Origin of the sequence: Streptomyces sp. NPDC051561 (assembly GCF_044454195.1) — a bacterium.
Classification (GTDB): Bacteria; Actinomycetota; Actinomycetes; order Streptomycetales; family Streptomycetaceae; genus Streptomyces.
In genome coordinates this window covers 203,345-228,426 of record NZ_JBITDM010000005.1, presented here as the reverse complement: position 1 = coordinate 228,426, position 25,082 = coordinate 203,345, and the positions used below count along the sequence as shown (strand labels likewise).

Annotated in this window: 23 protein-coding genes and 1 pseudogene; 16 read left to right on the top strand and 8 right to left on the bottom strand. The window is 70.2% G+C overall.

What is annotated here, in order from left to right; translation table 11 throughout:
• Positions 1-153 precede the first annotated feature (153 nt).
• Positions 154-2,376: an NADP-dependent isocitrate dehydrogenase gene (locus ACIA73_RS14505; RefSeq protein WP_399438793.1), complete on the top strand. Its 2,223-nt coding sequence runs from the start codon at positions 154-156 to the stop codon at positions 2,374-2,376.
• Positions 2,377-2,505: 129 nt separating this feature from the next.
• On the opposite strand, the gene ACIA73_RS14500 is transcribed toward ACIA73_RS14505, so the two are convergent.
• Positions 2,506-3,291, bottom strand: coding sequence for a hypothetical protein (locus ACIA73_RS14500; RefSeq protein WP_399438792.1), 786 nt, complete (start codon positions 3,289-3,291; stop codon positions 2,506-2,508).
• Positions 3,292-3,461: 170 nt separating this feature from the next.
• Between ACIA73_RS14500 and ACIA73_RS14495 the strand changes: the two genes are divergently transcribed.
• On the top strand, positions 3,462-4,268 hold the full coding sequence (locus ACIA73_RS14495; protein WP_399438791.1) for a siderophore-interacting protein: 807 nt from the start codon (positions 3,462-3,464) through the stop codon (positions 4,266-4,268).
• 58 nt (positions 4,269-4,326) lie between these two features.
• Here ACIA73_RS14495 and ACIA73_RS14490 read toward each other — a convergent pair whose 3' ends face one another.
• The gene (locus ACIA73_RS14490) at positions 4,327-4,896 is read right to left on the bottom strand and encodes a peptidase inhibitor family I36 protein (protein WP_399438790.1); all 570 of its coding nucleotides are present in this window, start codon (positions 4,894-4,896) and stop codon (positions 4,327-4,329) included.
• A gap of 330 nt (positions 4,897-5,226) precedes the next feature.
• Here ACIA73_RS14490 and argC point away from each other — a divergent pair, with 330 nt between their 5' ends.
• The 5 genes from argC to ACIA73_RS14465 are packed head-to-tail and all read left to right on the top strand — an operon-like array spanning position 5,227 to position 10,106.
• The gene (gene argC / locus ACIA73_RS14485) at positions 5,227-6,255 is read left to right on the top strand and encodes an N-acetyl-gamma-glutamyl-phosphate reductase (RefSeq protein WP_399438789.1); all 1,029 of its coding nucleotides are present in this window, start codon (positions 5,227-5,229) and stop codon (positions 6,253-6,255) included.
• Positions 6,252-7,403 (top strand): bifunctional glutamate N-acetyltransferase/amino-acid acetyltransferase ArgJ, encoded by a 1,152-nt coding sequence (gene argJ / locus ACIA73_RS14480; protein ID WP_399438788.1) that lies wholly within the window; start codon positions 6,252-6,254, stop codon positions 7,401-7,403. Before argC ends, argJ begins: the two co-directional genes overlap by 4 nt.
• Complete coding sequence (gene argB, locus ACIA73_RS14475) at positions 7,400-8,347, top strand: acetylglutamate kinase (protein ID WP_399438787.1); 948 nt, start codon at positions 7,400-7,402, stop codon at positions 8,345-8,347. Before argJ ends, argB begins: the two co-directional genes overlap by 4 nt.
• Positions 8,344-9,552 carry an acetylornithine transaminase gene (locus tag ACIA73_RS14470; protein ID WP_399438786.1) on the top strand — a complete coding sequence of 403 codons (1,209 nt, stop codon included), beginning with the start codon at positions 8,344-8,346 and terminating at the stop codon, positions 9,550-9,552. Before argB ends, ACIA73_RS14470 begins: the two co-directional genes overlap by 4 nt.
• A 5-nt stretch (positions 9,553-9,557) precedes the next feature.
• Positions 9,558-10,106, top strand: a complete 549-nt coding sequence (locus ACIA73_RS14465) for an arginine repressor (protein WP_362425458.1) — start codon at positions 9,558-9,560, stop codon at positions 10,104-10,106.
• 82 nt (positions 10,107-10,188) lie between these two features.
• On the opposite strand, the gene ACIA73_RS14460 is transcribed toward ACIA73_RS14465, so the two are convergent.
• The 3 genes from ACIA73_RS14460 to ACIA73_RS14450 form a co-directional block, all read right to left on the bottom strand.
• Positions 10,189-11,238 carry a bile acid:sodium symporter family protein gene (locus ACIA73_RS14460; protein WP_399438785.1) on the bottom strand — a complete coding sequence of 350 codons (1,050 nt, stop codon included), beginning with the start codon at positions 11,236-11,238 and terminating at the stop codon, positions 10,189-10,191.
• 82 nt (positions 11,239-11,320) lie between these two features.
• Positions 11,321-12,094, bottom strand: coding sequence for a L,D-transpeptidase family protein (locus ACIA73_RS14455; RefSeq protein ID WP_399438784.1), 774 nt, complete (start codon positions 12,092-12,094; stop codon positions 11,321-11,323).
• A gap of 125 nt (positions 12,095-12,219) precedes the next feature.
• The gene (locus tag ACIA73_RS14450) at positions 12,220-13,581 is read right to left on the bottom strand and encodes an NAD(P)/FAD-dependent oxidoreductase (RefSeq protein WP_399438783.1); all 1,362 of its coding nucleotides are present in this window, start codon (positions 13,579-13,581) and stop codon (positions 12,220-12,222) included.
• Positions 13,582-14,007: 426 nt separating this feature from the next.
• Here ACIA73_RS14450 and argH point away from each other — a divergent pair, with 426 nt between their 5' ends.
• The 3 genes from argH (at position 14,008) to ACIA73_RS14435 (ending at position 17,688) form a co-directional block, all read left to right on the top strand.
• Entirely contained in the window at positions 14,008-15,435 is a 1,428-nt protein-coding gene (gene argH, locus ACIA73_RS14445) for an argininosuccinate lyase (protein ID WP_399438782.1), read from the top strand.
• A 142-nt stretch (positions 15,436-15,577) separates the two neighbouring features.
• Positions 15,578-16,126: a TetR/AcrR family transcriptional regulator gene (locus ACIA73_RS14440; protein WP_399438781.1), complete on the top strand. Its 549-nt coding sequence runs from the start codon at positions 15,578-15,580 to the stop codon at positions 16,124-16,126.
• Positions 16,123-17,688, top strand: coding sequence for an MFS transporter (locus ACIA73_RS14435; protein ID WP_399438780.1), 1,566 nt, complete (start codon positions 16,123-16,125; stop codon positions 17,686-17,688). Before ACIA73_RS14440 ends, ACIA73_RS14435 begins: the two co-directional genes overlap by 4 nt.
• Before the next feature lie 84 nt (positions 17,689-17,772).
• Here ACIA73_RS14435 and ACIA73_RS14430 read toward each other — a convergent pair whose 3' ends face one another.
• Entirely contained in the window at positions 17,773-18,444 is a 672-nt protein-coding gene (locus ACIA73_RS14430; RefSeq protein ID WP_399438778.1) for a lysophospholipid acyltransferase family protein, read from the bottom strand.
• A 202-nt stretch (positions 18,445-18,646) separates the two neighbouring features.
• Between ACIA73_RS14430 and ACIA73_RS14425 the strand changes: the two genes are divergently transcribed.
• The 3 genes and pseudogenes from ACIA73_RS14425 (at position 18,647) to ACIA73_RS14415 (ending at position 20,946) form a co-directional block, all read left to right on the top strand.
• Positions 18,647-19,807, top strand: a complete 1,161-nt coding sequence (locus tag ACIA73_RS14425) for a glycerophosphodiester phosphodiesterase (RefSeq protein ID WP_399438777.1) — start codon at positions 18,647-18,649, stop codon at positions 19,805-19,807.
• A gap of 79 nt (positions 19,808-19,886) precedes the next feature.
• Positions 19,887-20,402 (top strand): RNA polymerase sigma factor, encoded by a 516-nt coding sequence (locus ACIA73_RS14420; protein ID WP_399439035.1) that lies wholly within the window; start codon positions 19,887-19,889, stop codon positions 20,400-20,402.
• 39 nt (positions 20,403-20,441) lie between these two features.
• Positions 20,442-20,946 (top strand): annotated as a pseudogene (locus ACIA73_RS14415) (GNAT family N-acetyltransferase).
• A gap of 51 nt (positions 20,947-20,997) precedes the next feature.
• On the opposite strand, the gene ACIA73_RS14410 reads toward ACIA73_RS14415, so the two are convergent.
• The gene (locus ACIA73_RS14410; RefSeq protein ID WP_399438776.1) at positions 20,998-21,405 is read right to left on the bottom strand and encodes a hypothetical protein; all 408 of its coding nucleotides are present in this window, start codon (positions 21,403-21,405) and stop codon (positions 20,998-21,000) included.
• A 1-nt stretch (position 21,406) separates the two neighbouring features.
• The gene (locus tag ACIA73_RS14405; protein WP_399438775.1) at positions 21,407-21,766 is read right to left on the bottom strand and encodes a hypothetical protein; all 360 of its coding nucleotides are present in this window, start codon (positions 21,764-21,766) and stop codon (positions 21,407-21,409) included.
• A 518-nt stretch (positions 21,767-22,284) separates the two neighbouring features.
• On the opposite strand from ACIA73_RS14405, the gene ACIA73_RS14400 reads away from it, so the two are divergent.
• The 3 genes from ACIA73_RS14400 to ACIA73_RS14390 all read left to right on the top strand — a co-directional run bounded on the left by ACIA73_RS14400 (position 22,285) and on the right by ACIA73_RS14390 (position 24,944).
• Entirely contained in the window at positions 22,285-23,349 is a 1,065-nt protein-coding gene (locus ACIA73_RS14400) for a methionine ABC transporter ATP-binding protein (protein WP_399438774.1), read from the top strand.
• Positions 23,346-24,014 carry a methionine ABC transporter permease gene (locus ACIA73_RS14395; protein WP_399438773.1) on the top strand — a complete coding sequence of 223 codons (669 nt, stop codon included), beginning with the start codon at positions 23,346-23,348 and terminating at the stop codon, positions 24,012-24,014. Before ACIA73_RS14400 ends, ACIA73_RS14395 begins: the two co-directional genes overlap by 4 nt.
• A 72-nt stretch (positions 24,015-24,086) precedes the next feature.
• Entirely contained in the window at positions 24,087-24,944 is an 858-nt protein-coding gene (locus tag ACIA73_RS14390; RefSeq protein WP_399438772.1) for a MetQ/NlpA family ABC transporter substrate-binding protein, read from the top strand.
• Positions 24,945-25,082 lie beyond the last annotated feature (138 nt).

Sequence of the window (25,082 nt, the reverse complement as noted above, 5' to 3'; positions counted from 1 at the left end):
ACGCCACAGGGGCGGCCACGGCCCCGCCGGAGCGGTTGCCGTGACCCACGTCACAGGGCCTGCCGTGACCGAACCCGCCCCCGTCGCCACCCCACCCCCCGTACGAGATATCTTGACGTCAAGCAATGTTGCAGACGTGGAGCGGAGTACCCGGTGACTGACTCGACCATCATCTATACGCACACCGACGAGGCCCCGGCCCTCGCGACGTATTCGTTCCTGCCCGTCGTCGAGGCCTACGCCTCCACGGCCGGTGTCACGGTCGAAAGCCGCGACATCTCGCTGGCCGGCCGCATCATCGCGAGCTTCCCGGAGTTCCTCAAGGAGGAGCAGCGTATTGATGACGCACTCGCCGAGCTCGGCGAGCTGGCCAAGACGCCCGGCGCCAACATCATCAAGCTGCCCAACATCTCGGCCTCGATCCCGCAGCTGAAGGCCGCGGTCGCCGAGCTCCAGGGCCAGGGCTACGCCCTCCCGGACTACCCGGACGACCCGCAGTCCGACCAGGACAAGGACGTCCGCGCCCGCTACGACAAGGTCAAGGGCAGCGCCGTCAACCCGGTCCTGCGCGAGGGCAACTCCGACCGCCGCGCCCCCGCCTCGGTGAAGAACTACGCCAAGGCCCACCCCCACCGCATGGGCAAGTGGACCCCCGAGTCGAAGACGAACGTCGCCACCATGGGCGCCGACGACTTCCGCTCCACCGAGAAGTCCGTCACCCTCGCCGAGGCGGGCTCGCTCCGCATCGAGCTGGTCGGCGACGACGGCGCCACCACCGTGCTGCGCGAGTCGGTCCCGGTCCTCGCCGGTGAGGTCGTCGACGCCTCCGTGATGCGCGTCGCCGCCCTGCGCGAGTTCTTCACCGCGCAGCTCGCCCGCGCCAAGTCCGAGGGTGTGCTCTTCTCCGTGCACCTCAAGGCCACCATGATGAAGGTCTCCGACCCGATCATCTTCGGCCACGTGGTCCGCGCCTTCTTCCCGAAGACCTTCGCCAAGTACGGCGAGGTGCTCATCGCGGCCGGTCTCACCCCGAACGACGGCCTCGGCGGCATCTACAAGGGCCTGGAGTCCATGCCGCACATCGGCGAGGAGATCAAGGCGTCCTTCGACGCCGAGCTCGCCGAGGGCCCGGAGCTGGCCATGGTCGACTCCGACAAGGGCATCTCCAACCTGCACGTGCCGTCCGACGTCATCGTCGACGCCTCGATGCCGGCCATGATCCGCACCTCCGGCCACATGTGGGGCCCGGACGGCGGCGAGGCCGACACGCTCGCCGTGATCCCGGACTCCTCCTACGCCGGCATCTACCAGGTCGTCATCGACGACTGCCGCGCCAACGGTGCCTACGACCCCTCCACCATGGGTTCGGTACCCAACGTCGGTCTGATGGCGCAGAAGGCCGAGGAGTACGGCAGCCACGACAAGACCTTCGAGATCCCGGCCACCGGCACCGTCCGCGTCGTCGACGCGTCCGGCACCGCGGTCATCGAGCAGGTCGTCGGCGCCGGTGACATCTTCCGGATGTGCCAGACCAAGGACCTCCCGATCCAGGACTGGGTCAAGCTGGCCGTCACCCGCGCCCGCGCCACCGGCGTCCCGGCCCTGTTCTGGCTGGACGAGACCCGCGCTCACGACGCGCAGCTCATCGCCAAGGTCAAGACGTACCTCGCCGACCACGACACGGACGGCCTGACCATCGAGATCCTGGCGCCGGAGAAGGCCATCGCCTACTCCCTGGAGCGGATCCGCCGCGGCGAGGACACCATCTCGGTGACCGGCAACGTGCTGCGTGACTACCTCACCGACCTCTTCCCCATCCTGGAGCTGGGCACCAGCGCCAAGATGCTCTCGGTGGTCCCGCTGATGAACGGTGGCGGCCTCTTCGAGACCGGCGCCGGCGGCTCCGCCCCCAAGCACGTCCAGCAGCTCGTCAAGGAGAACTACCTCCGCTGGGACTCCCTCGGTGAGTTCCTGGCGCTGGCCGTCTCCTTCGAGCACCTCGCCACCACCACGGGCAACGCGCGCGCCCAGGTGCTCGCCGACACCCTGGACCGTGCCACGGGCTCCTTCCTCAACGAGGACAAGTCCCCGAGCCGCAAGCTCGGCGGCATCGACAACCGTGGCAGCCACTTCTACCTGGCCAAGTTCTGGGCCCAGGAGCTGGCCGCGCAGACCTCCGACGCCAAGCTGGCGGAGGCCTTCGGTCCGGTCGCCAACCAGCTCGCCGAGCAGGAGGAGACCATCGTCGCCGAGCTCATCGCGGTGCAGGGCTCCCCGGCCGAGATCGGTGGCTACTACCAGCCCGACCCGGCCAAGGCCGCCGCGGTCATGCGTCCGTCGAAGACGCTGAACGAGACGCTGTCGCTGCTCGTCTGAGAGTCGCCGCACTTTCACTGACGTCACGTCAGAAGCACTGCCCCGCCCGGCAGTTCACGCCGGGCGGGGCAGTGTTGTTTCCGGTGCGTCGCTCAGGCCGGGCGGGCAACACTGTCTCCGGTACGTCGATCAGGCCGCCAGTGCCCATGCCCCGGCCGCCACCACCGCCACCCCGTACGCCCACACCCCGGCGCGCACCACTCGCTCCCGTACCTCAGCACTCCACGCCGTGCGCACCGACATCAGCCAGGCCGCCGCGGGCAGTACCAGCACCGCGTGCAGGCCGACCCCGTGCAGGGGCTTGAGCGGGGCGGTCGAGGCGTAGGCGTCCAGCTGGTGCCCCGTCCGGTTGAGGACCACTCCGCGGGCGATCATCGCCGCCCCGGACGCCAGCCCCACCAGCAGAATCGCGAAACCGGCCCGCAGCGCGAGCGGCATCCCCGCAGGTCCGGCAGGCTGCCGCCGGAACGACACCACGGCCAGCGTGGTCAGCAGCACCACCAGAAGCCCGCCGCCCCCGGCCAGGGCCATGGACACCGCCGAGTCGAAGGCCGTCTCCATGTTCAGGTGCGAGGGCACGTGCCGCCACGCCTGGAGGGTGATCCCGCCGACCTCCAGCACACAGTCCGCCGCGAACAGCCCGAGCACCACCGCCCGCGTCCGCTCACCGATCCGCAGATACGACGCCACCCAGGCCACCGCCAGCAGCGTCACCCCGAAGGACAGCCCGAAGGTCACCGGCTTCCGCCAGGACACCGGCCCGGTCCACGGCCCGCCGTCCACCGCGAACACCAGAAGATGCCCCACCCCCGACAGCAACAGCAACCCCGCGACCACCACGGACACCCGCTCGACGGGTCGCAGCGCGCGGTACGCGGTCATGGGCGTCGGCCTGGACGTATGCGTCATGGTCATGCGGTACAGCCTCCCGGCCCGGGCAGCCCCCGTCGTCGTCCTCCCGAAGGCAGCGCACCTGCTCCACCCGCAGTACGCGCACGACTGTCCGGCCACTCCCCCTTCTGTTAGGTTCGCCTAACCCAAGCAGGTCGGACGGGTCGGCAGCGGATCGTGGGGTGGGTCAAGTCATGGCCAGGGAGAGCAAGTTCAGGAAGCCCGAACAGCGTGAATTCCTCGTCGCGCAGGTGCGGGCACGCAAGGAGATCAGCCCGAATTTCGTACGGGTCACCATCGGCGGCCCGGCCCTCGCCTCCTTCCGGCCGATGGGCTACGACCACTGGTTCCGTCTCTTCCTCCCCACCGCCAAGGGCCTGCGGCTGCCCAGGCGCACCGGCGGCCTCTGGATGGCCGAGTACTTCCTGATGCCCAAGGACACCCGCCCCATCGGCCGCAACTACACCGTGCGCCACCACCGTGCGCAGGGCACGTACGGCGAGGGTCCAGAGATCGACATCGACTTCCTCCTCCACGAGAACGCCGACGGCACCCTCGGCCCCGCCTCCGCCTGGGCCCGCGACGCCGCCCCCGGCGACGAACTGGGCATCTACGACGAGGGCATCACCTTCCTGCCGCCGGTCACCACCGACTGGCGCCTGCTCGTCGGCGACGAAAGCGCGCTCCCCGCCATCCTCGGGATCCTCGCCTCGACCACCGACGACCTCCGCACCGAGGTGTTCGTCGAGCTCTCCCACCCCGACGACGCCCAGTGCGCCGACACCCGTGATGGCACCACCCTGCGCTGGCTGACCAGGCCCAAGGACGCAACCGTCGGTGAGACGGTCCTGACCGCACTGCGTGCCGCCGACCTTCCCGGTACCCCGGGCTACGCCTGGACGGCCGGCGGCCAGAAGCTTGCCTCCGGAGTCCGCCGCCACCTCGTCACCCAGCGGGGCTTCGGCAAGGACGCGGTGACCTTCACGGGGTACTGGCGCTGAACCGCCGGGCGCCGGCGCCGGGCGGGGGCACTCGGACGGCCGGACGCCCCCTGTTCCGTCAGCAGGGCTTGACGGTCCAGACCGGGTCCCAGTCGTAGTTCGCGTGGAAGCTCGGTGCGCCGCCCGTCGTCCAGATGACGGCGCCGCTCTGGTTCTTGAACTGGGCCTTGGTGCCCGGCGTCTGGCGGTTGTAGTAGGAGCCGGTGCCGACCCAGTTGGTCAGGCCGTAGTTCTGGCACTTGTACAGGGCCAGCCGGTCGCCGGTGCCATTGGTGCCCCGGTACATACAGAAGTACTCGTAGTCGCATTCCCAGGCCAGCGCGCTCTGCCTGCCCGGCGTCGCCAGGTCCCGCGCGTACTTCTCGCCGGGCACCGCGACCAGCAGGCTCGCCCCCGGCAGGGCGATCTCGTTCGCCGAGACCTGGCGTCCGCCCTGCTGGGCGATCCGGCTCTCCACCCGCTCCTGGAGCGCGGTGGCCTGGCCCTCGGTCAGTCCGGCCTGCTGGGCCTGGGCGCCGAAGCTACTGCCTTTTGCGCCGGGCCCGGAATCGGCGGCTGCGGGCACCGCCATACCTAACGTGACCAGCGCAGCGGCTGCCACCGCACTCGCTATCCGTCCGCTGAACATCGGTGTTCCACCTTGTCCTCGGGGGTACGACGTGTGCACTTTTGCACCGCCGCGCGCCGGGCGGCAAGGCTGCTTCGGCCCGCCCGCCCCGGAACCGGACACCTCCACTTCCCCGCCGTGCCCTCGGGGGATTTCGCACCGGCCGCAGCCCAGCACACCCGCCAACGGGTCGGCATTTCGCCCACCGGCCGCCGCCGAGTTGACCGAATCCCGCGAGGTGGGACCGGGTGGCACACGATGGCCGGATCCAGCAGGGGCGAGATCCCGCATTCTCTTTGCATAAAACTGCGTCGAAACGTATAGTCATGCCATCGACGAGGAGGATTTCCGATGGTGGTAAGGGCAGCAGTCGCCGGGGCGAGTGGATATGCAGGGGGTGAGCTCCTGCGCTTCCTCCTCGTGCACCCCGACGTGGAGATCGGAGCCCTGACCGCGCACTCCCAGGCGGGACAGCCGCTCGGCACCGTCCAGCCGCACCTCGCGCCGCTCGCCGACCGGATCCTGGAGCCGACCACCGCCGAGGTCCTCGCCGGGCACGATGTCGTCTTCCTCGCACTGCCGCACGGACAGTCCGCCGCGGTCGCCGAGCAGCTCGGCGAAGAGGTCCTGGTCGTCGACCTCGGGGCCGACTTCCGACTGACGGACGCCGCCGACTGGGAGCAGTTCTACGGCTCCCCGCACGCCGGGACCTGGCCCTACGGCCTGCCCGAACTGCCGGGCGCCCGCGCCGCGTTGGCAGGCTCCAAGCGCATCGCGGTGCCCGGCTGCTACCCGACGGCCGTCTCCCTCGGACTCTTCCCGGCGTACGCCGCGGGGCTGGCCGAGCCGGAAGCCGTGATCGTCGCCGCGTCCGGCACCTCCGGCGCGGGCAAGGCCGCCAAGCCGCATCTGCTCGGCTCCGAGGTGATGGGCAGCATGTCGTCGTACGGAGTGGGCGGCGGTCACCGGCACACCCCGGAGATGATCCAGAACCTCAGCGCCGTCGCGGGGGAGCGGGTCACCGTCTCCTTCACGCCGACGCTCGCCCCGATGCCCCGCGGCATCCTGGCCACCAGCAGCGCGAAGGCGAAGCCCGGGGTGAGTGCGGCAGACGTACGGGCCGCATACGAGAAGGCGTACGCGGACGAACCGTTCGTACGCCTGCTGCCCGAGGGGCAGTGGCCCGCCACCGCGGCCGTGTGCGGCTCCAACGCCGTACAGATCCAGGTCGCGTACGACGCCGCGGCCCACCGCGTCATCGTCGTCAGCGCCCTCGACAACCTCGCCAAGGGCACCGCCGGCGGCGCGGTGCAGAGCATGAACCTCGCCCTCGGACTGGATGAGTCGACGGGCCTCAACACGATCGGAGTCGCACCGTGAGCGTCACGGCAGCACAGGGATTCACGGCGGCGGGCATCGCCGCCGGGATCAAGGCCAACGGCAACCCGGACCTGGCCCTCGTGGTCAACACCGGGCCGCGCCGAGCCGCCGCGGGCGTCTTCACCTCCAACCGCGTCAAGGCCGCCCCGGTCCTCTGGTCCGAGCAGGTCGTCAAGACCGGCGAGATCACCGCGGTCGTCCTCAACTCCGGTGGCGCCAACGCCTGTACGGGACCCAAGGGTTTCCAGGACACCCACGCCACCGCCGAGAAGGCCGGCCAGGTGCTGGAGATCGGCGCGGGCGAGGTCGCGGTCGCGTCGACCGGGCTGATCGGCGTACTGCTGCCCATGGACAAGCTGCTCCCCGGCATCGAGAAGGCCGCCACCGAGCTGTCCCCGCACGGCGGCGAGAAGGCCGCCATCGCCATCAAGACCACCGACTCCGTGCACAAGACCGCGGTCGTGACCCGCGAGGGCTGGACCGTCGGCGGCATGGCGAAGGGTGCGGGCATGCTCGCGCCGGGCCTGGCCACGATGCTGGTCGTGCTCACCACGGACGCCGACCTCGAAGCCTCCGTACTCGACAAGGCGCTGCGCGACGCCACCCGGCAGACCTTCGACCGGGTCGACTCGGACGGCTGCATGTCGACCAACGACACGGTGCTGCTGCTCGCCTCGGGTGCCTCTCAAGCGGTCCCGGAGTACGACGCGTTCGCGGAGGCCGTACGCACCGTCTGCGACGACCTCGCCCGGCAGCTGATCGGTGACGCCGAGGGTGCCAGCAAGGACATCCGGATCGAGGTGATCAACGCGGCCACCGAGGACGACGCCGTCGAGGTCGGCCGGTCCATCGCCCGCAACAACCTCCTCAAGTGCGCCCTGCACGGCGAGGACCCCAACTGGGGCCGGGTGCTCTCCGCGATCGGCACGACGAAGGCCGCCTTCGACCCGGACGCGCTCAATGTCGCCATCAACGGCGTCTGGGTCTGCAAGAAGGGCTCCGTCGGCGACGACCGCGACCTGGTCGACATGCGGTACCGGGAAATCAAGATCACCGCCGACCTCTCCGAGGGCACCGAGTCCGCCGTCATCTGGGCCAACGACCTCACCGCCGATTACGTCCACGAGAACAGCGCGTACTCCTCATGAGCACCAACACCCCCGCCAAGCCCACGGCGCGCAAGCACACCGCCCTCCCCAAGGCGCAGATCCTCATCGAGGCGCTGCCCTGGCTGACCCGGCACCAGGGCAAGACCGTCGTCATCAAGTTCGGCGGCAACGCCATGGTGGACGAGGAGCTGAAGGCGGCCTTCGCCCAGGACGTCGTCTTCCTGCACCACGCCGGACTCAAGCCGGTCGTCGTGCACGGCGGCGGCCCGCAGATCAGCAAGCAGCTGGACGCGGCGGGCATCGTGAGTGAGTTCAAGGCCGGCCTGCGGGTCACCACGCCGGAGGCCATGGACGTCGTACGGATGGTTCTCGCAGGTCAGGTGCAGCGCGAGCTGGTCGGGCTGCTCAACCAGCACGGCCCGCTCGCCGTCGGCCTCACCGGCGAGGACGCGCACACCATCACCGCCACCCAGCACTTCCCGCAGATCGACGGCGCAGCAGTCGACATCGGCCGGGTCGGGGAGATCACCGCGATCGACACCGGCGCGATCGAAGCACTGCTCGCCGACGGCCGGATCCCGGTCGTCTCCTCGATCGCCCGCTCCCAGGACGACGGACATGTCTACAACGTCAATGCTGATACGGCGGCTGCGGCACTCGCTGCGGCGCTGGACGCCGAAACCCTGATGGTCCTCACCGACGTCGAGGGCCTCTACGAGGACTGGCCGAACAGCGACGACGTCATCAGCCGCCTCACCGCCACCCAGCTGGAGAAACTCCTGCCCGAGCTGGCCAGCGGCATGGTGCCCAAGATGCGGGGCTGCCTGCACGCGGTCCGCAACGGGGTGCACACCGCCCGCGTCATCGACGGACGGGTCCCGCACTCGATCCTGCTGGAGATCTTCACCGACGAGGGCATCGGCACCATGGTCGTGCCCGACGCCCACAGCGACGTACAGCCACTCGTACAGGGGGAATCATGAGCAACGCCGACCTCATCGGACGGTGGCAGGGCGCCCTGACCGACAACTACGGCACCCCGGGCCTGGCCCTGGTCCGCGGCGAGGGCTCCCACCTCTGGGACGCCGACGGCAAGAAATACGCCGATTTCGTCGGCGGCATCGCGGTCAACGCCCTCGGCCACGCCCACCCGGCCGTCGTCGAAGCGGTCTCCCAGCAGATCGCCTCCCTCGGTCATGTCGCCAACCTCTTCATCGCCGAGCCGCCCGTCGCGCTCGCCGAGCGGCTGATCGAGATCTCCGGCCGCCCGGGGCGGGTCTACTTCTGCAACTCCGGTGCCGAGGCCATCGAGGCCGCCTTCAAGATCGGCCGGCTCACCGGGCGCTCCCACATGGTCGCCACCACCGGCGGCTTCCACGGCCGCACCATGGGCGCCCTCGCCCTCACCGGCCAGCAGGGCAAGCGGGAGCCCTTCCTGCCGCTGCCGGGCGACGTCACCCACGTACCGTACGGAGACGTCGAAGCCCTGCGCGAAGCCGTCACCGAGGACACCGCACTGCTGGTCATCGAGCCCATCCAGGGCGAGATCGGCGTCGTCGTCCCCCCGGCCGGCTACCTGAGGGCGGCCCGCGAGATCACCCGCGCCACCGGCACCCTGCTCGTCCTCGACGAGGTACAGACCGGCATCGGCCGTACCGGCCACTGGTTCGCCCACCAGGCCGAGGACGGCATCGACCCGGACATCGTCACCCTCGCCAAGGGCATCGGCGGCGGCCTCCCGCTCGGCGCGACCCTCGCCCACGGGGCAGCCGCGGACCTCCTCAAGCCCGGCCACCACGGCTCCACCTTCGGCGGCAACCCGGTCTGCTGCGCCGCCGGAATCGCCGTCCTGAACACCATCACCGCCGAAGGTCTCCTCGACGGGACCAAGCGCAAGGGCGGCAGACTCCGTGACGGAATCCAGTCACTCGGCCACCCACTGGTCTCCCACGTCCGGGGTGAGGGCCTGCTCCTGGGTATCGTCATGTCCGAGTCCCTCGCTCCCCAGGTGCAGCAGGCGGCTCAGGACGCCGGATTCCTGGTGAACGCGCCCGCCCCCGATGTCGTACGGCTGATGCCCGCTCTGACCGTCGGCGACGAGGTGGTGGACGCATTCCTCCAGGCTCTGCCCGGCATCCTCGACGAGGTGTACGCCGCAGCACACGGGGACCAACGATCCGGAGAATGACGCAGATGACCGAGGCGCAGGCGCGGGACAACGAACACGGCAACGGCGGGCCCGCGGTACCGCAGACCCGGACCGCACGCCACCGCCGGATCGTGGACATCCTCAACCGGCAGCCGGTGCGCTCGCAGAGCCAGCTGGCCAAACTGCTCAGCGACGACGGGCTGAGCGTCACCCAGGCGACGCTCAGCCGGGACCTCGACGAGCTCGGCGCGGTGAAGATCCGCAACACCGGCGGCGAGCTGATCTACGCGGTGCCCAGCGAGGGCGGCTTCCGCACCCCGCAGGCGCCGCTCGGTGAGTCGGCCAAGGAGGAGCGGATGAGCCGCCTCGCCGCCGAACTGCTGATCTCCGCCGAGGCCTCCGCCAACCTGGTGGTGCTGCGCACCCCGCCGGGCGCCGCCCAATTCCTGGCCTCGGCCATCGACCAGGCGGAGCTGCGCGCGATCCTGGGCACCATCGCGGGTGACGACACGCTGATGCTGATCAGCCGCGACCCGGCGGGCGGCCAGGCACTGGCCGATCACCTGCTGAGGCTGGCCCAGAAGGAACGTTAGGCCCGGGTCCTGGAAAGGGACGGGGCCCTGGAAAGGGACCGGGTGTCCCGGACGCAGGCTCTCAGAGCCTGCGTCCGCTCCCTCAGGCCCGAGAGGCCGTGGTCTCCGCGGAGGCCGCGGCCGCTTTCTCCTCCTGCTTGCGGCTGCGGTACGACATCCAGGCCGCGACCAGCGCACCCGAGACGTTGTGCCACACCGAGAACACGGCCGACGGCAGCGCGGCCAGCGGGCTGAAGTGGGCGGTGGCCAGCGAGGCGGCCAGCCCGGAGTTCTGCATCCCGACCTCGAAGGCCATCGCCCGGCTCGCGGGCTGCCCGAGCCGGGCCAGCTTTCCGGCCCCGTAACCCAGCGCCAGCCCGAGCCCGTTGTGCAGCACCACGGCGACGAGGACGAGCAGCGCGGCCGACTTGATGGCCGCGGCGCTGCCCGCCACCACCACCGCCACGATCACCGCGATGGTCGCCGCGGACAGCCAGGGCAGCGCGCCCAGCACCCGGTCCACGTACCTGCCCGCCAGCAGCCGCACCACCAGACCGGCGATCACCGGCAGCAGCACGGTCTTGAGGATGTCCTCGACCATCGACCCCGCGTCCACCGGCAGGTACTCACCCGCCAGCAGCAGTGTCAGCGGCGGCGTGACGAGCGGAGCGAGCACGGTGGACACCGTCGCCACGGACACCGACAGCGCCACGTCACCCCGGGCCAGATACGTCACCACATTGGACGCGGTGCCGCTCGGCGCACATCCCACCAGGATCACGCCGGCGGCCAACTGCGGCGGCAGGTTCAGCGCATGGGCGATGATCCAGCCGAGCCCCGGCATGATCACGTAATGGGCGACCAGCCCGAGTGCCACCGCCCACGGCCGCTGGGCGACGCCCTTGAAGTCCAGCGGGGTCATCGTCAGGCCCATGCAGAACATCACGACGCCGAGCAGATACGGCACGGAGGTCTTCCACCCGGTGAAGGCGTCCGGTACGAGAAGCCCCAGTACGCCCGCCACGAGGACGAGTACGGGGAAGACGGTGACGGCCCGGCGGGCGGCCCGGTCGGTGCCGCTCGGGCTGTCCTTCCTGTGGTCGTCCGTGTTGGCATTCTTGCTGGTCGGGGCGGTGCGGGGTTCGGTACTCACGGCGTGATGCAACGCCTCGCCGGGCGGCACGCGCAACACCGTCTCGGTATGTGGTCCCTGCATCGATTCTCGTATCAATCACTCAATAACGGGTGATGTCGGTAGCACCGGACCGCGTTCCGACCGCGAGGTGCGGCGCGCGTGCCGGATCGGCCCAGGCCAGGATCCGGCGCATGGCACCGGCGGGTACCGACACACAACCGGCCGTCGCCCCACGCCCGTTGATGTGCAGGAAGATGCCCGCGCCCCGGCCCCTTACCGGTTCCGCGTAATTGAAATCGATCACCAGCGCGTGCGCGTACTGCGTCCCGTACGCGCCCAGCTTCTCCGCCTCGGCGGCCCGGCAGTCGGCCGGAAGCCCCTCCACCCACCGGTTGTACGCCCGCGACGCGTTGTCCTGGCACCACCACGAACGCGGACCTGCCCGCCGGTACTCCACCCGGGTCCCGCCGGGTGCCGCCGCCACTCCGAACCCGTACGGCAGCCCGTACAGCCCCGTGGGCGTGGTGCTCGTGTTCTGTCTCCGCACCCCGCCCTCTGCCAGCCCCTTCGCCCCGAACCGCGCCGGAGCCGACCCCACGGCCACCCACTTCCCGCCCGGCCGCCGGTCCCACCAGGTCAGCGTGCCGGTGGTGGCGGTGGTCCGGTCCGCCACGGCGGTGATCAGCTGACTGCCGCCGCCGGTGTCGGCCATCCGTGCGGGCAACGGCACCTCCCGTGACCCCGAGGGCTCCCGTGCACCTGAGGGCTCCCGTGCACCTGAGGGCTCCCGTGCACCTGAGGGCTCCCGTGCACCTGAGGGAACGACAAGCGCGAGCGAGAGCAGGACCGGACCGGCGGCACGCAGCAGGATCATGCTCAGACGCTACGAGGGGGGAGCGTCAGCGGCACCCCGGGAAGCCCGTCCGGGGCGGCCCCGGAGCCAAGGAGGCCCGGCCTGCACGGGCTCGGAGCCAAGCCCGTGCAGGCCGGCTCAGATCCTCAGGCCGTCCCCGCGTTCAGCATCGCGCTGTGTTCCCGGACCTCTTCGGCGGACAGATAGGCCTTCGTCCGTTCGAAGTCCTGGAGGGTCTTGGGGCGGCTGTCCTGGAAGTCGGTGCGGACGAAGTCGTCGCCGGCGACCGCGTTGAGGCCCCAGTTGACCAGGACGCGGGTGCGGGCGGTGAAGGTCGGCAGGGCCATCACGTGGTAGCCGCGGGCCACCACCTGGGCCGGGAGGCCGTGGAGTTCGATGCCCAGCGGCTTGGAGACGGCGTCCGCGCCGCCCAGGTCGACGACCAGGCCGAGGTCCTTGTGGTGGTACGGCTTCAGCGGGGCACCCGTCATGTTCGCGACGATGTTGTCGGCGAGGACCTTGCCCTGGCGCTGCGCGTGCTGGGCGGTCGGCGGGCAGATGGCGTCGCCGCCCTTGGCGTCGTCCGGGACGGCGGCCACGTCGCCGGCCGCGTACAGGCCCTCGAAGCCGGGGACGGTGAGCTGGTTGGTGGCGGTGATGCGGCCGCGTACCGTCTCCGCGCCGATCGTCCCGACCAGCGGGCTGGCCGCGACACCGGCGGTCCAGATCAGCGTCCTGGAGGGCAGGGTACGGCCGTCGGTGAGCTTGACGGTGGTCTCGTCGACGGCGGCGACCGAGGTGCCCAGCGAGAACTCGATGCCCCGCTCGCGCAGCATGGCCATGGCCTTGACGCCGAGGCGTTCACCGAGTTCGGGCAGGAGGCGGGGGGCCACGTCCACCAGGTGCCAGCGGACCAGGGTGGGGTCCAGCCGGGGGTAGCGCTTGAGGGCGTTGGTGGTCAGGCGTTGCAGGCAGGCGGCCGTCTCCACGCCCGCGTATCCGCCGCCGACGACCACGAACTGGAGGCGGGCGGCCCGCTCCTCCTGGTCGACGGTGGCCGCGGCCAGGTCCAGCTGGGCGATCACGTGGTCGCGGATGTACGCGGCCTGGGCGAGGGTCTTGACGCCCAGTGCGTGATCGGTGAGGCCGGGGATGTCGAAGGTGCGGGTGGTGGATCCGGCGGCGATGACCAGGTGGTCGTACGGCTTCACCGTGACCTCGCCCGTGCTCCGGCGGACGACGCACACCTTGGCCTTGGCGTCGATGCCGATGGCCACACCGGGGACGATCTTGGTGCGTCGCAGCCGGCGGCGGAGCGAGACCGCGACGGACTGCGGGGTGAGGACTCCTGCCGCCACATGGGGGAGGAGGGGGAGGTAGAGCTGGTAGTCCTGCGGGGAGATCAGGATCAGTTCGGCGTCGCGCGGGGCGAGTTTGCGCTCCAACCGGTGCAGGCACTCGATGCCGACGAAGCCTGCGCCGACCACCACAATCCTCGGTCGCGTCATGGTGTCCACCGCTCCTTCGCCTCTGTCCGACGTCCGCAGGTCTTCGTGTCCCGGGTGCACAGTCGGTCCGTGTGTGCGTGTGTTCGTGGATCTCTCCCACGGAACCTGCCCGGGATCCTTCCCAGCATTACGGCAGACCTGCCCGCCCGCCTCCTGAGGGCCTCCGGGGTGGTGCGTACGGGCGGGAGGGCTCCGACGGTCCAGCTTTGACAATCCATACAGGGCACTGCATAGTTATGCCTACCAACGCATGAACCCTCACCTCTGTACGACTTCAACCACGGCGCGACCTGGCCCGAGGGCCGCTCGTTGGACCTGCCGTACGAGAGGTGAATCCGCCGTACGCGACCTGCCTCCTCCCCGTTCCTCCGTGCGGGGAGGAGGCGGCACCACCACCCTTCCGCGAGTTCCCGAGGAGCAACAGCTGTGAGCAGCAACACCGGTGATGTACGGCTCTGGGGCGGCCGGTTCGCCGACGGTCCGGCCGAGGCCCTGGCCAAGCTCTCCGCGTCCGTCCACTTCGACTGGCGGCTCGCCCCGTACGACATCGCGGGCTCCCGCGCCCACGCCCGCGTCCTGCACAAGGCGGACCTGCTCACCGCCGACGAGCTGACCCGGATGCTCGCCGGACTCGACCGGCTCGAAGCAGACGTCGCCGACGGCTCCTTCACCGGCACCATCGCGGACGAGGACGTCCACACCGCCCTGGAGCGGGGTCTCCTGGAGCGCCTCGGTGCCGACCTCGGCGGCAAGCTCCGCGCCGGCCGGTCCCGCAACGACCAGGTCGCCACCCTCTTCCGGATGTACCTCCGCGACCACGCCCGGATCATCGGCGGCCTGATCGCCGAACTCCAGGACGCCCTGGTCGGCCTCGCCGAGGCCCACCCGAACGTCGCGATGCCCGGCCGCACCCACCTCCAGCACGCCCAGCCGGTCCTCTTCGCGCACCACATCCTGGCCCACGTCCAGCCGCTGGCCCGGGACGCCGAGCGGCTGCGGCAGTGGGACGAGCGGACCGCCGTATCGCCCTACGGATCGGGTGCGCTGGCCGGATCCTCGCTCGGTCTCGACCCCGAGGCGGTCGCCGCCGACCTCGGCTTCGAGCACGGCTCGGTCGGCAACTCCATCGACGGCACGGCTTCGCGCGACTTCGTCGCCGAGTTCGCCTTCATCACCGCGATGATCGGGATCAACCTCTCCCGGATCGCGGAGGAGATCATCATCTGGAACACGAAGGAGTTCTCCTTCGTCACCCTGCACGACGCCTTCTCCACCGGCTCCTCGATCATGCCGCAGAAGAAGAACCCGGACATCGCCGAGCTGGCGCGCGGCAAGTCCGGCCGCCTGATCGGCAACCTGACCGGGCTGATGGCGACCCTCAAGGCCCTCCCGCTCGCGTACAACCGCGACCTCCAGGAGGACAAGGAGCCGGTCTTCGACTCCTGCGACACCCTCGAAGTGCTGCTGCCCGCCTTCACCGGCATGATGGCCACCCTCACCGTGCACCGCGACCGGATGGAGGAGCTGGCCCCGGCGGGCTTCTCGCTCGCCACCGACATCGCGGAGTGGCTGGTCAAGCAGGGGGTGCCGTTCCGGGTCGCGCACGAGGTCGCGGGGGAGTGCGTCAAGGAGTGCGAGGCGCAGGACATCGAGCTGGACGAACTCACCGACGCCCAGTTCGCGAAGATCTCCGAGCATCTGACCCCGGAGGTCCGCACGGTCCTCAACGTTCCCGGAGCGCTGGCCTCCCGCGACGGCCGCGGGGGCACCGCACCCTCGGCCGTCGCGACCCAACTGGCCGAGCTGAAGGCCGACTTGGCCGCCCAGCACGCATGGGCCACCGCCAAGCAGTAGGTTCCCCCGCCGGTACGGCACCCTGGCCCGGCCCCCTCAACACCTGAGGGGGCCGGGCCCTTTTCGGCGCCCGCACACCCCGTCATCCCCCATCCGGCCCCCGTGTGAGACATTTACGTCTCACACGGTCTATGGTTGTCTCATGACTGTCGACCGCGAGCAGGTCCTGCGCACCGCCGCCGCCCTCCTCACGCGCAAGGCCACCGCCACCATGGACGAGGTGGCCAGAGCCGCCGGAATCGGACGCGCCACCCTGCACCGGCACTTCGCCGGGCGGGACGCCCTGATCAAGGCGCTGGAGGGATTCTGCCTCCAGGAGATCCAGGAAGCGACGGACGCCGCCCGGATCGACGAGGGAACGGCCGAGGACGCGGTGCGCAGGCTGGTCGCCGCCGTCGAGCCCAGCGCGGGCCTGATGTCGTTCCTGATCACCGAGAACCAGCTCTTCGAAGGCGACCAGAACGAGGGCTGGGACCGCCTCGACGCCCGGATGGCCACCCTCTTCCGGCGCGGCCAGGAGAGCGGCGAGTTCCGGATCGACCTCAGCCCGGCCTGGCTGACCGACGCCCTGTACGGGCTGGTCTCGTCCGCCGCCTGGTCCATCCAGGACGGCCGCAGCGCCAAGAAGGACTTCCAGAACATGATCGTCGAGTTGCTGCTCGGCGGCGCACGACGGAGCGTGGAGAAATGACAAGCACAGAGCGGCGCGCGCACGGGGCCAACGGTGCGGGCGGAGCAGTGCCGGAGCCCATAGCCCGCCCCGGCCGCTGGCTCGCCCTCGCCGTCCTCGTCTTCGCCGTGCTCCTGGTCGCCGTCGACGCCACCGTGCTGGGCCTCGCCACCCCGTTCCTGAGCGAGGACCTCAAGCCGTCCGGCACCCAGCTCTTGTGGATCGGCGACGTCTACTCGTTCATCATCGCGGGCCTGCTGGTCTCGATGGGCAGCCTCGGCGACCGTATCGGCCGCAAGAAACTGCTGCTCACAGGTGCTGTCGCATTCGGTGCGGTGTCCGTGCTCAACGCGTACGCGAGCAGCCCCGAGATGATGATCGTGGCCCGTGCGCTGCTCGGCGTGGCCGGTGCGACCCTGATGCCGTCCACCCTGGCGCTGATCCGCAACATCTTCCACGACCCCAAGGAGCGCAGCCTCGCCGTCGGTATCTGGGGCGCCGCGGCCTCGGCCGGTGCGGCCGTAGGCCCGGTCGTCGGCGGATTCCTCCTCGAACACTTCTGGTGGGGTTCGGTCTTCCTGATCAACCTGCCCGTGATGGCGGTCCTCGTCGTCGTCGGCATCAAGCTGCTCCCCGAGTCCAAGGACCCCAACCCCGGCCCGTGGGACCTGCTCAGCGTGGCGCTCTCCCTGGTCGGCATGGTCGCCGTCGTGTACTCCATCAAGGAAGCGGCGGTACACGGCTTCCGCTGGGACATCGCGGTCACGGCCGTGATCGGCGTGGGTGCGCTGTACTGGTTCGTACGGCGCCAACGCTCGCTGCCCTCCCCGCTCCTGGACATGCGGCTCTTCCAGCACAAGGGCTTCTCCGGCGCGGTACTGGCCGACCTGCTGACCATCCTGGGCCTGGCCGGACTGGTCTTCTTCCTCTCCCAGTTCCTGCAACTGGTGCAGGGCCGCTCGCCGCTGAACGCCGGCCTGATCGAACTCCCGGCAGCCGTCGGCGCGGTGCTCGCGGGCCTGAGCGCCGGATACTTCGCCCGGCGGGTGTCCGTACGCAGCGCCGTCTCCGGCGGTCTGGTCGCCGTCGGCCTCGCTCTGGGCGCCTGTACGGTCCTCACCGCCGACACCAGCGAGGTGGCCCTCGGCTGCGCACTCTTCCTGGGCGGACTCGGCGCAGGACTGGCCTTCACCGTCACCGCCGACGTCATCCTCTCCAGCGTCCCCAAGGAGCAGGCGGGCGCCGCGTCCGCCGTCTCCGAGACGGCCTACGAGCTCGGCGCGGCACTCGGCATCGCGCTGCTCGGCTCCATCGTCACCGGCATCTACCGGGGCTTCCCGGTCCCGGCCGGGGTCCCCGCCGACGTATCGGCAGCCGCCCACGACTCGCTCGGCGGGGCCGTCGAATCCGCCCGGGTGCTGCCGCCGGAACAGGCGACCGCGCTGCTCGACTCCGCCCGGGACGCCTTCACCGACGGCTTCCAGACCTCGGCACTGATCGGCGCCCTGGTGCTGTTCGCGACGGCGATCGCCGCCTGGTTCATGCTGCGCGGCCAGAAACTCGAAGACGGCATCGAGCACTGAGGGCCCAGCACGCAGCACCGTGTATACGACGGGGGCCCCGCCGGATCACTCCGGCGGGGCCCCTCCTCGTCAGTTCGGCCGCGGTCAGGCCGCCTTCGCCTTCGTCGCGTACATGTCCACGTACTCCTGGCCCGACAACTGCATGACCTCGGCCATCACCGAGTCCGTCACCGCACGCAGCACGTACCGGTCGCGGTCCATGCCCTCGTAGCGGGAGAACTCCATCGGCTCACCGAAGCGCACCGTCACCTTGCCGGGACGCGGCAGGCCCGCGCCGCCCGGCTGGATCTTGTCGGTGCCGATCATCGCGAACGGGACCACCGGGGCGCCCGTCATCAGCGTCAGGCGCGCGATGCCGGTACGGCCGCGGTAGAGGCGGCCGTCGGGGGAGCGGGTGCCCTCCGGGTAGATGGAGAACATCTTGCCCTCCTCCAGCACCCGGCGGCCCGTCATCAGCGCCGCGACGCCACCGCGCCCGCCGTCCCGGTCGACGGGGATCATGCCGCAGCTGGTGAAGAACCAGGCCATCAGCCGGCCCTTGATCCCCTTGCCGGTGACGTACTCGTCCTTGCCGATGTAGTGCACGGGCCGGTCCAGGCAGATCGGCATGATCATGGAGTCGATGAAGGTCAGGTGGTTTCCGGCGAGGATCACCGGGCCCGTCCCCGGGATGTTCTCGGCGCCTTCCACCTGGGGGCGGAACATCAGGCGCAGGATCGGTCCGAGCACTGCCTTGATGAGCGCGAGACGGGACAACGGTTCCTCCGAAGTCGTAATTCTTTGGGTGGTCCGACGCCTTTACTCGGGTCGGTGCAGGTGAGGACGATACTCGCGGGTCGGTGGTGATCGCACATCGGGTTCACCAAGTGGATACGCAGTGTTGACGTGCGTTTCCGGTGCGCAACGTCCAGGGCCCCCAGTCTTTACGTCGTAGACCTCTCACCACCAAGGAGTTTCGATGACCCCAGGGACGACACAAGGCGCACACTCCGGCCCCGGCCGCAGAGCCCTGCTCGGTGCGGCGGCGCTGGGCGCGGGCGGCGCGGTGCTCGGCGCCTCCGGTACGGCTTCCGCGGCCGGGCGCGGGCACGGCGGCGGGTACAGGAGCCTGCCCGTACCGACCGTCGTCGGCCACCGGGGCGCCAGCGGCTACCGCCCCGAGCACACCCTCGGCTCCTACCAGCTCGCCCTCGACCTGGGCGCGCACATCGTCGAGCAGGACGTCGTCCCCACCAAGGACGGCCATCTGGTCTGCCGGCACGAGAACGACATCACCGGCACCACGGACGTCTCCGCCCACCCCGAGTTCGCCTCCCGCAAGGTGACCAAGAAGGTCGACGGCGTCGCGATAACCGGCTGGTTCACCGAGGACTTCACCCTCGCCGAGCTGAAGACCCTGCGCGCCAAGGAGCGCATCCCGGCCGTCCGCCAGCGCAACACCCTCTACGACGGCCGCTGGCAGATCCCCACTCTGGAGGAGGTGCTGCGCTGGGCGGACAAGGAGGGCCGCAAGCGCGGCCGCCCGGTCTGGCTGCACATCGAGACCAAGCACCCCACCTACTTCCGGAGCCTGGGCCTGGGCACGGAGGAGCCGCTCGCCCGTCTGCTCCGCACGTACGGCCGCCACCGGAAGAACTCTCCGACCTTCCTCCAGTCCTTCGAGCCCACCAGCATCCAGCGCCTCGCCAAGCTGGTGGACGCCCCGCGCGTGGTCCTCCTCGACGGCTCCCTCACCTCGCGCCCCTACGACTTCGTCACCACCCAGGACCCGCGCACCGTCGCCGACCTGATCAAGCCCGAGGGCCTGAAGTGGATTTCCGGCTTCGCGCAGGGAATCGGCCCCTCCCTCACCCTGGTCATCCCGCTGGACGCCGCGGGCAAGCTGGGCAAGCCCACCACCCTGGTCCGGGACGCCCACGCCAAGGGCCTGATCCTGCACCCCTACACCGCGCGCAACGAGAACAGCTTCCTGCCCGTCGACTTCCGCAGGGGCACCGACCCGGCCGCCTACGGCGACGTCTTCGGCGCCCTGAAGACGTACTTCGCCACCGGCATCGACGGCATCTTCTCCGACAACCCGGACACGGCGCTGCTGGCGGCGGCCGACTTCACCGCATAGCCACGCCGCTTCCTTCTCGTACGGGTGAGACGTGGCCGGACCGGCAACCGCGGCCGCGCCCGGCCGCGTCCCGCCCGGCATGGACCTACTGCTGCAAGAAGTGCAGGCCCTCACCCCGCTGCTCGCCGCCGAGGCCGAGGCCGAGGCGCCGGGGGCGGGCATGGAGGCGGCCGACCTCGAACAGGCCGTCTGGGTGAGGCTGCTGGAGCACGACGGGGGTGTGCCCGAGGAGCCCGCCGGGTGGTTGCGCAGTGCGGTACGGGCCGAGGCGCGGCTCGGCAGGCGCCGCACCCTGCGCGAGGAGCCGTACGCCGCCGAGCCGCCGACGGCGTACGAAGCGGGCCCCGAGCCGGTGCTGCTCGCCGCCGAACGGCGCCGGGTGCTGCGGGCGGCGGTCCGCCGTCTCCCGGCGCGCTGCCGTCCGCTGCTGGCTCTGTTGTTGTCCCCGAGCGACCCCACCTACCGGGAAATCGCAGGGGAGTTGGGAATGTCACAAGGGAGTTTGGGGCCCATGCGTTCCCGTTGCCTGGGATGCCTGCGCAGAATGCTGGCGGCGGAGGTTGCGGCCCCCGGCAGCAGGGGAAATGAGCCGTAGACCGGCCGGTCGGGCAGCGGGCGAGCGGGAGGCACACACATGGGCACAAGCGTGATCATCTCTGCGGCAGCGGGCGCATCGGACGCCGAGCAGATCCTCAAACTCCAGTACCTCTGCTACCAGAGCGAGGCGGAACTCTACGGCGACTACGGCATCGAGCCACTGACTCAGACGCTGGCGGAAACTGCGAGCCGAACTGGAGGTGGGCCACGCTCTGGTGGCCCGGCTCGGGGACGAGGTGGTCGCTTCGGTACGGGCGACGGTCGACCCGGACGGCACGGCACGCATAGCGAAGCTGATCGTCCACCCGCGGATGCGGCGCCACGGTCTGGGCGGCCGGCTGCTGACCGCGATCGAGGACCACGTGGCGTCCTCGACCTCCGCCAAACGCTTCCGCCTCTCGACGGGACACCGCAGCGAGGCCAACCTCCGCCTCTACCGGAGCCGGGGTTACGCGCAGACGTCCAGCTCGGTGGCGAGCCCCCGCCTGACCATGATCACCCTGGAGAAGGAACGGGTGGGGGCGTACGTGGCGAGCGCGTAACCCGTGGGGGAGCGGCCCGCGACGACGCGGCCGCTCCCCTCTGCCCCCCTCCTATCGGCGCCCCCGCAGCCACAGCAGTCCCGTCACCGGCAGGATCACCGGGATGAGCAAATACCCCGCGCCGTACTTGGACCACACGGTCGCGTCCGGGAACGAGTCCGGCGAGATCAGCGTCCAGGTGCCGACCACCAGCACCCCCACCAGCTCCACCGCACAGCACACCAGCGCGATCCTCCGCGCCGTCTCCCCGCCCCGCACCAGCGTGTACGTGATGAAGGCGTAGACCACCGCCGCCACCGCCGACAGCGTGTACGCCAGCGGCGCCCGGTCGAACTCCGTCGCGATCTGGTACGCCGAGCGCGACACCGCGCCGACCGACATCACCCCGTACAGCCACACCAGCAGCATCCCGGGGCCCTTGACCAGCCGCTTCTTCTCGCTGGTGGGCATCTCGGCCATCTCAGCCGCTCCAGATGTCGTAGAGACGCACTTCGAGGACCGCGAGGACGACCGCGCCGGCGGCCACCGTGATGGACCCCCACTTGGTCCGTTCGGCCAGCGACATGAACCCGGCCGCGGGCACCGCCGCGAACGACCCGACCAAGTACGACACGAAGATCACGTTGCCCTCGGCCGGCTTCTCGCCGCGCGCCAGCTGCACGATGCCGATGATCAGCTGGGCGAGTGCGAGGACCGTCACCACGGCCATGCCGATGAAGTGCCAGTCCTTGGTGGGCTGGTCGCGGAAGGCGGCGTAACCGCACCAGGCGGCGAGGGCGAGCGCGGCCACGGAAATCAGAGCCGTCAGGGCGTCAAGCATGAGAAGGAGCGTATCGGGCGGTCCGGGACGGCGGACTGGTGCCCCCGGTGGGTACACCCGGCGTGGCGTTGGCCACACCGGGCGCGCCGGAAGCCGTGCAGGGGCAGGGGCGGGGGCTGCCGGGTATCCACTGGACGGACATCCGGTGTCCGGTATTCGGACAGGCGTGATCGCCTCGTACGGGCGTCTGGTTTACTCGTTCCCATGACCACGACGAGCAGCCGCACCCTTGCGACCGAGGCGATGATGACGCCCGGTGCTCGCTGTATGTGTCGAATGTGCGACTTCTGAGGGCCCCTGCCTGAGCCTCGCGCCCCGAAGCGAGGACCGGTTGTGGCCGCGTACGTACGAAGGACGCCTCACACCGTTCCCGTACGTTCCGCGCCCGCCCCGCGCGCCCCCGGCTCCGTAACCCGCTGGTCCGGAGCCGAGCTGTGCCGCGCCCCCCCGGACGACCTGCCCCGTGCCGGCGGACACCACCACGCCGCCGCGCACTCGACAACAGTGATGGAAACCCTGTGATCACCACTACTGGCCTGACCAAGGTCTACCAGTCGCGCGGCCGTGAGGTCACCGCCCTCGACGGCGTCGACCTGCACGTCCGTGAGGGCGAGGTGTACGGCGTCATCGGCCAGAGCGGCGCCGGCAAGTCCTCGCTCATCCGCTGCGTCAACCTCCTGGAGCGCCCCACCTCGGGCACCGTGACCGTCGACGGAGTCGACCTCACCGCACTCGCCGGACGCTCGAACCGGGCCGGCAAGGAACTGCGCGAGGCCCGCAGCCGTATCGGCATGGTCTTCCAGCACTTCAACCTGCTGTCCTCGCGCACCGTGCAGGGCAATGTCGAGCTGCCGCTGGAGATCCTCGGCATCTCCGGCAAGGAGCGCTCGCGCAAGGCACTGGAGCTGCTGGACCTGGTCGGGCTCGCCGACAAGGCGAAGTCCTACCCCGGACAGCTCTCCGGTGGCCAGAAGCAGCGCGTCGGCATCGCCCGCGCACTCGCCGGCGACCCCAAGGTGCTGCTCTCCGACGAGGCCACCAGCGCGCTCGACCCGGAGACCACCCGCTCCATCCTCCAGCTGCTGCGCGACCTCAACCAGCAGCTGGGTCTGACCGTCCTGCTCATCACGCACGAGATGGACGTCGTCAAGACGGTCTGCGACTCGGCGGCGCTGATGCGGAGCGGCCGGGTCATCGAGTCGGGAACGGTGAGCGAGCTGCTCGCGACCCCCGGCTCCGAACTGGCGCAGGAGCTGTTCCCGGTCACCGGGCACGCGACCGGCCCCGGACGCACCGTCGTCGACGTGACCTTCCACGGTGAGGCGGCCGGCCGGCCCGTCGTCTCGCAGCTCTCCCGGACGTACAACATCGACATCTCCATCCTGGGCGCCGCGATGGACACCGTCGCCGGCAAGCAGGTCGGCCGGATGCGCATCGAGCTGCCCGGTCAGTACGAGGAGAACGTCGTCCCGGTGGGCTTCCTGCGCGAGCAGGGACTCCAGGTCGACGTGGTCGACGACGCGGACGAGCCCGAGGACGCACCGGCGCAGTTTCCCGCCCTGGTCAAGGAGAGTGGCAAGTGACCTGGTCAGAAATGGAGCCGCTGCTGACGCAGGGCATCATCGACACGCTGTACATGGTGCTGTGGTCCACCCTCGTCTCGGTGGCCGTCGGCCTGCCGCTCGGAGTCTTCCTGGTCCTCACCGACAAGGGCGGGCTGCTCCAGAACACGGCCGTCAACAAGGTCGTCGGCGTGATCGTGAACATCGGCCGGTCGCTGCCGTTCATCGTGCTGCTGATCGCGCTGATCCCCTTCACGACGCTCCTCATGGGCACCTTCATCGGCCCCAGCGCGATGGTCGTGCCGCTCGCCATCGGTGCGATCCCGTTCTTCGCGCGGCTCGTCGAGACCGCGGTACGCGAGGTCGACCGCGGGCTGGTCGAGGCCGCCCAGGCGATGGGCGGCGGGGTGCCGACGATCGTCTTCAAGGTGCTGCTGCCGCAGGCCCTGCCGTCCCTGATCTCCTCCGTCACCACCACCTTCATCGTGCTCATCGGGTACTCCGCGATGGCCGGTGCGGTCGGCGGCGGCGGGCTGGGCAGCGTGGCCGTCACCTACGGGTACCAGCGGTTCGAGACCCAGTTCATGATCATCACCGTCGTGGTCCTGGTGGTCCTGGTGTCCCTCGCCCAGCTGATCGGCGACGGCGCGGTGCGCCTGCTCGCGCGCCGGGGCCGTACCTCCTGAACTTTTCCTCCCCCGAGCCCGCACTCCTTGTCCGGGCGTACCACCCGCAAGATCAAGAAAGAGGCACTTTTCGTGCGTAAGAACATCAAGATCTCCCTGGCCGCCGCCACCGTCACCGCCCTCGCCCTGGGCGCCACCGCCTGCGGCACGGCCTCCGACCCCGCCAAGAAGTCCGAGGCCGGCAAGGTCGACGAGTCCAAGGCACTCGTCGTCGCCGCGTCCCCGACGCCGCACGGCGACATCCTCAACTACGTGAAGACCGAGCTGGCCGCCAAGGCCGGACTCAAGCTGGAGGTGAAGGAGTTCTCGGACTACGTCCTGCCGAACACCGCCACCCAGTCCGGCGAGGTCGACGCCAACTTCTTCCAGCACAAGCCCTACCTCGACGACTTCAACAAGAAGCAGAAGACCGACATCGTCCCGGTCGCCAACGTCGAGCTGGAGCCGCTCGCCCTGTACTCCAAGACCGTCAAGGACCTGGGGGACCTCAAGGCCGGCCAGACCGTCGCGGTGCCCAATGACACCACCAACGAGGGCCGCGCGCTGCACCTGCTCGCCGACAACGGCGTGATCGTCCTCAAGGACGGCGTGGGCACCGACGCCAAGCTCTCCGACATCAAGGACAAGAAGGGCCTGGAGTTCAAGGAGCTGGAGGCGGCCACCCTGCCCCGCGCGCTGGCCGACGTCGACGCCGCGGTCATCAACGGCAACTTCGCCCTCCAGGCCGACCTCAAGCCCGCCAAGGACTCGCTGGCGATCGAGAAGGCCGACGGCAACCCGTACGCCAACTTCCTCGCCGTCAAGAAGGGCAACGAGAAGGACCCCCGCGTGGAGAAGCTCGCCAAGCTCCTGCAGTCCGACGAGGTCAAGAAGTTCATCGAGGGCAAGTACGACGGCGCCGTCGTCCCGTCCTTCGGCCCGGTCAAGTAACCGACCGGCTCGCCACGACGGGCCAAGTGGCCCCTTGCGTAGGGCGGTTGACACCGAAGCCCCGTACTCCCGCGCGGAGTACGGGGCTTCGGCCCGTCCCGTACGGGTGACCCGGAGCATGGACCCGGTCATGCGTGG

Excerpts from the sequence above, each read along its gene's own strand:
- ACIA73_RS14500 (WP_399438792.1), bottom strand. The coding sequence starts at position 3,291 with ATGACCATGACGCATACGTCCAGGCCGACGCCCATGACCGCGTACCGC.
- ACIA73_RS14495 (WP_399438791.1), top strand. The coding sequence starts at position 3,462 with ATGGCCAGGGAGAGCAAGTTCAGGAAGCCCGAACAGCGTGAATTCCTC.
- ACIA73_RS14490 (WP_399438790.1), bottom strand. The coding sequence starts at position 4,896 with ATGTTCAGCGGACGGATAGCGAGTGCGGTGGCAGCCGCTGCGCTGGTC.
- argC (WP_399438789.1), top strand. The coding sequence starts at position 5,227 with ATGGTGGTAAGGGCAGCAGTCGCCGGGGCGAGTGGATATGCAGGGGGT.
- argB (WP_399438787.1), top strand. The coding sequence starts at position 7,400 with ATGAGCACCAACACCCCCGCCAAGCCCACGGCGCGCAAGCACACCGCC.
- ACIA73_RS14470 (WP_399438786.1), top strand. The coding sequence starts at position 8,344 with ATGAGCAACGCCGACCTCATCGGACGGTGGCAGGGCGCCCTGACCGAC.
- ACIA73_RS14465 (WP_362425458.1), top strand. The coding sequence starts at position 9,558 with ATGACCGAGGCGCAGGCGCGGGACAACGAACACGGCAACGGCGGGCCC.
- ACIA73_RS14455 (WP_399438784.1), bottom strand. The coding sequence starts at position 12,094 with ATGATCCTGCTGCGTGCCGCCGGTCCGGTCCTGCTCTCGCTCGCGCTT.
- ACIA73_RS14450 (WP_399438783.1), bottom strand. The coding sequence starts at position 13,581 with ATGACGCGACCGAGGATTGTGGTGGTCGGCGCAGGCTTCGTCGGCATC.
- ACIA73_RS14440 (WP_399438781.1), top strand. The coding sequence starts at position 15,578 with ATGACTGTCGACCGCGAGCAGGTCCTGCGCACCGCCGCCGCCCTCCTC.
- ACIA73_RS14435 (WP_399438780.1), top strand. The coding sequence starts at position 16,123 with ATGACAAGCACAGAGCGGCGCGCGCACGGGGCCAACGGTGCGGGCGGA.
- ACIA73_RS14425 (WP_399438777.1), top strand. The coding sequence starts at position 18,647 with ATGACCCCAGGGACGACACAAGGCGCACACTCCGGCCCCGGCCGCAGA.
- ACIA73_RS14420 (WP_399439035.1), top strand. The coding sequence starts at position 19,887 with ATGGACCTACTGCTGCAAGAAGTGCAGGCCCTCACCCCGCTGCTCGCC.
- ACIA73_RS14410 (WP_399438776.1), bottom strand. The coding sequence starts at position 21,405 with ATGGCCGAGATGCCCACCAGCGAGAAGAAGCGGCTGGTCAAGGGCCCC.
- ACIA73_RS14405 (WP_399438775.1), bottom strand. The coding sequence starts at position 21,766 with ATGCTTGACGCCCTGACGGCTCTGATTTCCGTGGCCGCGCTCGCCCTC.